Origin of the sequence: Inquilinus limosus, from assembly GCF_051487185.1 — a bacterium.
Classification (GTDB): Bacteria; Pseudomonadota; Alphaproteobacteria; order DSM-16000; family Inquilinaceae; genus Inquilinus; species Inquilinus limosus_F.
Genome location: NZ_JAHVDK010000026.1, coordinates 120,997 through 127,110, shown reverse-complemented (window position 1 = coordinate 127,110; position 6,114 = coordinate 120,997). Strand labels below are relative to the sequence as shown.

The following is a 6,114-nucleotide window of genomic DNA, read 5'->3' as shown; positions in this document are numbered from 1 at the left end:
GGGCCTGCACCTGGCGCGCCTGCGGCTGGGCGACCGACCGGGGCGCGACCGGGGGCGGGCTCGGCCGCTCCGGCTGCGAGGCCGCCATCGCCAGCAGCACGTCGTCGACCGGCTCGACCCGCGGCCGGTCCGGGATCGGTGCCATGGTGACGGGAGCGGGCCGCACCGAGGCCGGGCGGGCTGGCGCGGCCGCCGGCATCGGCGCCACGCGGTCCGGAATCGGCTGCATCGCCACCACGACCGGACGGGACGCCGGCAGCGGCGCCTGCTGCGCCGGGGGCGCCTGGCCAGTGCGGTCGGCGATGGCGGCATCGACCCGCGCCATCGTGCTCTGCTCCTCGGGCGACAGCCGGTCGGGGATCGGCGCCATCGCCATCACCACCGGCGACCGGGTTCCCGGCCGGCCGGTGCGGGCCGCAATCGCGCCGTCGACCCGCTGCTGGATCTGCTGTTCGGCGTATTGCGTCATCCGGTCGGGCCGGCTGGATCCCGGCTCGATGCCGGCGATCTGCGGGCCGATGATATCTATGTAGCGCTGGGTCTCGGGCGGCAGCGGACGCCCGTTCTCGACATACTGCCGATAGCGACCGGGGCCGGCGTTGTAGGCGCCGAGGAAACCCGGCGAGCCGTACATTTCATACAGCTCGCGGATATAGGCGGCTCCGGCCATGATGTTGTTCTCGGGATCATAGGGGTCGCGGCCCAGGCTGTGCTTCTGGCGCAACTCCTCATAGGTCGCGGGCATCACCTGCATCAGCCCCTGGGCGCCGGCCGAGCTGGTGATCGGCTGGCCGCCCTTCCAGGTGGCCCGGCCGCCGCTCTCGACCCGCATCACCTCGCGGATCCATTCCGGCGGGATGTTGAAGCGCCGCGACGCCTTCTGGATCTGCGGCTCCCAATAGGCGACGTTGCCGCCCGACGGCCGAGGCCTGTCGCCACCACAACCGGCGATCATTCCGGCGACCAGACCGAGCGTCGCCACGGCCCTCAGCCAGCTTCCCCTACCGGCCATGGTGGCCCCCTCCAGACTCCCCCGGGCACAAGCGCCCATTCTTACATCGTGATCACAAGGACCTACGACAAGCCATTCAAACCTATCATGTTTGTCGAAAGAATGGCAGCCCCGACGAATCGAGGCGCAAGGCCGGTTTTCGGGAAATGCCGCTCCGATGCGACGCGCCGCGCCTTATAAGGGCGCCCGCCCTTCCCTTCCGGAGCCGATGATGCCGCACGACCGCACCGCCTCCCTCGATCCGACGCCGCGCCGGTTGCGGCCGCTGCCCGCCGTGATCTTCGGCTCGCGCTGGCTGCAGCTGCCGCTCTATCTCGGTCTGATCGTGGCCCAAGGGGTCTATGCCTTCCTGTTCCTGAAGGAGCTGTGGCACCTGGTCAGCCACGCCGTCGACTTCAGCGAGCAGCAGATCATGCTGGTGGTGCTGGGGCTGATCGACGTGGTGATGATCTCGAACCTGCTGATGATGGTCATCGTCGGCGGCTACGAGACCTTCGTCTCCCGCCTCAGGCTGAGCGGCCATCCCGACCAGCCGGAATGGCTCGACCACGTCAATGCGAGCATCCTGAAGGTCAAGCTCGCCATGGCGATCATCGGCATCTCGTCGATCCATCTGCTGCGCACCTTCATCGGCGCCGGCAACGTCGGGGCCCCGGAGAACACCGGCTACACCGAGACAGGGGTGATCCTGCAGACGGTCATCCACACCGTCTTCATCCTGTCGGCGATCGGCATCGCGCTCATCGACCGCCTCTCCCAGCCCGCCGCCGAGCGGCCGCATTGAGGCCCGCCCCGAGCCTCTCCGCCCTGGCAGAGACATTGATCACTGCCGAGGATCTGCAGTTGGAGCCGCTTCGACCCGACCATGCCGGGCGGCTGTTCGACGACCTGGCCGACCCTGCACTGTACCGCTTCATCCCGCAGGAGCCGCCGGCCGATGCCGCGGCACTCCGCGCCCGGTTCGAGCGCCTGGCCGCGCGGCGATCGCCGGCCGGGGACCAGGCATGGCTGAACTGGGCCGTCCGCATCGTTTCCGACGATCTCTATGCCGGTCTGGTCGAAGTCACGGTCGGCAGCACCGGCGCGGCCGATATCGCCTATTTCGTCTTCCGCCGTTGCCAGGGGCGCGGCATCGGCCGCCGGGCAGTTGCCGCCGTGGTAAAGGCCCTGGCTGCCCAGCCCGCCGTCACCTCGATCGACGCTTCGATCGACACTCGCAACCAGGCTTCGGCCGCCCTGGTCGAGGCGCTCGGCTTCGAGCGGACCGGCCTGATCCGCAACGCCGACCATTTCAAGGGCGGTCCCAGCGACGAATTCCGGTACCAGTTGCCGCTCGGGCTCTAAAGGTCAGTTGCCATCCACCAGCCGGTCGATCGCACGGGCCAGGCCGGCCACGTCCTCGACCTCCGCATCCGGCAGCTCGTGCCAGCTGCGCGGCCGCTGCCCGGCGTGACGGCCGGTGCGGAAGCGGATCGCCGCCATGCCGAGCAGGCGGGCCGGGGCGATATCGTTGTCGATCCGGTCGCCGACCATGATGCAGTCGACCGGGTCGACCGACAGGGCGGCGCAGGCGTGCAGGAAGAGCCGTGGGTCCGGCTTGCGCAGCCCGATGGTGTCGCTGACCGTCAGATCGCCGAAAAGCCCGGCAATACCCGCCGCCTGCAGATCGGTCAGCACCGCCGCCGGCTGGTTGGCGGCCAAGCCGAGCCGGATGCCGCGGCCGGCGAGATCGGCCAGCAGCCGGTCGATGCCGGGGCGCAGCTGGAACAGGCGCGGCCGCCCTGCCCTTGCCGCCAGCACTCGACCCCAGGCCCGCTCCGCCCGTTGCCGGTCGCCGCAGCACAGCGTCCACAGCATGGCCTGGTAGGCGTTGGGCGCGAAGCTCTCCACCGCATGGCGCCCGGCCGCGGCGTAGGCGGTGTCGTCGACCGCGACCCCTTCCGCCGCCAGCGCAACGCGCAGATCCGTGTCGATCTGCCGCTCGGATTCGGTCTCCAGGTCGATCGGGCCGCCGATGTCGAACAGGACGGCGCAGCGTGTCGTTCGGATCATGTCGTTCTTCCGCTTCCACCGGGTCGAAACCACTATCGGAATCGGCGAGAGTGGTCGATGCATCCGCGGAGACCAAGCGATGACCCACGACCTGATGCCCGGGCTTGCGCCGTTCGAGATCGAGACCGGGCCTGGCATCCGCATCCGCGGCGTGCGCGGCGGCGACGGGCCGCCGGTGCTGCTGCTGCACGGGCATCCCCAGACCCACGTGACCTGGCATGCTGTGGCGCCGCGGCTGGTTGCGGCCGGGCACAGCGTCGTCGCCACGGACCTGCGCGGCTATGGCGATTCCTCCCGGCCGGAGGGCGGCGACAACCACGTCAACTACTCGAAGCGGGCGATGGCGCGTGACCAGGTGGCGGTGATGCGCGCCCTGGGCCATGAGAGCTTCGCCGTGATCGGCCATGACCGCGGCGGGCGCGTCGCCCACCGCATGGCGCTGGACCATCCGGGAACGGTCCGCCGGATCGCGGTGCTGGACATCGCGCCGACGGCGACGATGTACGCCCGCACCGACCGGACCTTCGCCACCCGATACTTCTGGTGGTTCTTCCTGATCCAGCCGGCGCCGCTGCCGGAGAGGCTGATCGAGGCCGATCCGGAATTCTTCCTGCGCCACCATCTGGCGGGGCAGAGCCGGACGCCGGGCGTTCCGCGCGAGGAGCTGGTGCAGGAATATCTGCGCTGCTATCGGCAGCCGGGCGCGATCAAAGCCATCTGCGAGGATTACCGGGCGGCAGCGACGATCGACCTCGAACACGCCGCCGCCGACGCCGACCGGAAGGTCGAAGCGCCGCTGCTGGCGCTGTGGGGCGCCAGGGGCGTGGTCGGCGAACTCTACGACGTCCTGGCGACCTGGCGCGAGAAGGCGACGGATGTCCGCGGCCGTGCCCTGCCCTGCGGCCACACCCTGCAGGAGGAGGCGCCGGAAGAGACCGCCGAGGCCCTGATCGATTTCCTGCGCGAAGGGCCGGTCACCCCGCCATGAGCCGGGCCTGGATCCGGGCCAGCGAGCGGCGGAAGGCATCGGGATCGTCCAGCGCCCGGGCCAGCACCAGGGCACCCTGGATCGCCGCCACCGCCTCCTCCGCCCGGTCGTGCGCCGCCTCCTCGTCCCGGCCCGCGCGCTCCAGCGCCTGCGCCAGGGCATCGGTCCAGGCGGCGAAATAGCCCCGGACGGCGTCGGCGAAGCGGTCGCGGACATCGCCGAGCGCGAAGGCGCCGACCAGGCAGACCCGGCGGCCGGAGCGGAAATAGGCGTCGACCGCCCGGATCATCTCGGGCACCGCGTGCCGCGGCTCCTGCTGCCGCAGCGGCCGGAAGATGTGCTCCTCGAACCACTCCCCGATCTCGGCCAGCACCGCCGCCGCCATCTCCTCCTTCCCGCCCGGGAAGAAGTGGTAGAGGCTGCCCTTGCCCAGGCCGGTGCGCTCGCCGATCAGGGCCAGGCTGGCGCCTTCGAAGCCGTGCTCGCGGAACACCTCGGCCAGGGCCGGCAGCACATCGGCGCGTTCGGAGACGATCCTGGGCATGTTAGCCTGCCTTTCTCACGCCCCTTGCATCCTGCGTCGCCTTGCGGTGAGTCGAATGAGGGCGCGGGCCGCGAAGAGCGTATCGGGCCATACGGTCGAGCGGCCCGCGCCCGCAGGCGGCCGCCGCAAGGCGACCCTCCGGGCCGGTTGAACATGCCGACATGGTGCGTCGAACGGCTTGCGCGATGCACCACATCGCGCTGCGCCGCCCTCCTGCCCTGTCGGCATGTTGAACCGGCGCAGGACGCAAGGGGCGTGAGAAAGGCAGGCTATAGCCCGAGGTCGCTGAGCCCCGGATGGTCCGCCGGCCGCGGGCCGGAGCGGTCCCAGTGGAACTTGCGCTCCGATTCCGCGATCGGCCGGTCGTTGATCGAGGCATGGCGGGCGCGCATCAGACCATGCTCGTCGAACTCCCAGTTCTCGTTGCCGTAGGAGCGGTACCAGTGGCCGGAATCGTCGCGCCACTCATAGGCGAAGCGGACGGCGATCCGGTTGCCCTCCCAGGCCCAGAGCTCCTTGATCAGGCGGTACTCCAGCTCCCGCGCCCATTTCCGGGTCAGGAAGGCGACGATCTCGGCGTGGCCCTGCAGGAACTCCGCCCGGTTCCGCCAACGGCTGTCCTCGGTATAGGCCAGGGCGACGCGCTGAGGGTCGCGGGTGTTCCAGGCGTCCTCGGCCATGCGGACCTTCTGGGTCGCGGTCTCGCGGGTGAAGGGCGGCAGCGGCGGGCGGTCGGCGGTCATGGCAGATCTCCTCGACGGGATTGTACCGAACGGAACTGACTTTACCGATCGGTACAGACAAAAATATGCTCCGTCAAGCCGACCCGCTGCGGCGCTTGACCGCAACCGAGTCGAGGGCGGAGGAATCATCCGCCGCCGAACGCCCGGGCTGTCGCGGCGCCCGCCCTTGATCGGAGCACTCCCTTGCCCTTCTCCCTGCACGAGATCTCGATCGGCGTGATGCTGCCGAAGCTGCGCATGCTGTCGACGCTGCTGGACAAGGCCGCGGCCCATGCCGAGGCCGAACGGATCGATCCCGCCACGCTGGTCGAGGCCCGCCTGGCGCCCGACATGTACCCGCTGTCGGGCCAGATCCAGCGTGTCAGCGACGCCGCCAAGTTCGGCGCCGCCCGCCTGGCCGGGCTGACGCCGCCGCCCTTCGAGGACAACGAGACCACCCTGCCCCAACTGCAGGAGCGGCTGGCCAAGACCATCGCCTATCTGGAGAGCATCCGCCCCGACCAGGTCGATGGCCGGGAAGAGGAGACGATCATCATCCCGCTGCGCGATCGCGAGATGTCCTTCACCGGCCGCAGCTACGCGCTGAACATGGTGCTGCCGAACTTCTATTTTCATGTCGCGACGACCTACGACATCCTCCGCCACAAGGGGCTGCAGATCGGCAAGCGGGACTATCTGGCGCTGGTGTCCTGAGCACCCTTCCAGCATCCTCCGCGGCGTCATCCCCGCGAAAGCGGGGATCTCGTCACAGCCTCACCAGCGGAAGATTCCCGCT

Annotated in this window: 8 protein-coding genes; 4 read left to right on the top strand and 4 right to left on the bottom strand. The window is 69.8% G+C overall.

The genetic code is table 11. The features are described from left to right. On the bottom strand, positions 1 to 1,012 hold a 1,012-nt coding region (locus KXR53_RS26385; protein ID WP_437378284.1), incomplete at its 3' end, for a transglycosylase SLT domain-containing protein. A gap of 211 nt (positions 1,013 to 1,223) precedes the next feature. On the opposite strand from KXR53_RS26385, the gene KXR53_RS26380 reads away from it, so the two are divergent. Both KXR53_RS26380 and KXR53_RS26375 read left to right on the top strand, forming a co-directional pair. Then, positions 1,224 to 1,796, top strand: a complete 573-nt coding sequence (locus KXR53_RS26380; protein ID WP_437378283.1) for a TIGR00645 family protein — start codon at positions 1,224 to 1,226, stop codon at positions 1,794 to 1,796. Between the two features lie 59 nt (positions 1,797 to 1,855). Then, entirely contained in the window at positions 1,856 to 2,356 is a 501-nt protein-coding gene (locus tag KXR53_RS26375; RefSeq protein WP_437378282.1) for a GNAT family N-acetyltransferase, read from the top strand. A gap of 3 nt (positions 2,357 to 2,359) precedes the next feature. Here the strand turns inward: KXR53_RS26375 and KXR53_RS26370 are convergent, their stop codons facing one another. After that, the gene (locus KXR53_RS26370) at positions 2,360 to 3,064 is read right to left on the bottom strand and encodes an HAD family hydrolase (protein WP_437378281.1); all 705 of its coding nucleotides are present in this window, start codon (positions 3,062 to 3,064) and stop codon (positions 2,360 to 2,362) included. 79 nt (positions 3,065 to 3,143) lie between these two features. Between KXR53_RS26370 and KXR53_RS26365 the strand changes: the two genes are divergently transcribed. Then, a complete protein-coding gene (locus KXR53_RS26365) occupies positions 3,144 to 4,052 on the top strand; it encodes an alpha/beta hydrolase (protein WP_437378280.1) in 909 nt (302 codons plus the stop codon). Here KXR53_RS26365 and KXR53_RS26360 read toward each other — a convergent pair. Continuing rightward, positions 4,039 to 4,596, bottom strand: a complete 558-nt coding sequence (locus tag KXR53_RS26360) for an LmrA/YxaF family transcription factor (protein WP_437378279.1) — start codon at positions 4,594 to 4,596, stop codon at positions 4,039 to 4,041. The genes KXR53_RS26365 and KXR53_RS26360 overlap by 14 nt on opposite strands. Positions 4,597 to 4,865: 269 nt before the next feature. Next, on the bottom strand, positions 4,866 to 5,339 hold the full coding sequence (locus KXR53_RS26355) for a DUF1348 family protein (protein WP_437378278.1): 474 nt from the start codon (positions 5,337 to 5,339) through the stop codon (positions 4,866 to 4,868). A gap of 183 nt (positions 5,340 to 5,522) precedes the next feature. Between KXR53_RS26355 and KXR53_RS26350 the strand changes: the two genes are divergently transcribed. Then, complete coding sequence (locus KXR53_RS26350; RefSeq protein ID WP_437378277.1) at positions 5,523 to 6,032, top strand: DUF1993 domain-containing protein; 510 nt, start codon at positions 5,523 to 5,525, stop codon at positions 6,030 to 6,032. Positions 6,033 to 6,114 lie beyond the last annotated feature (82 nt).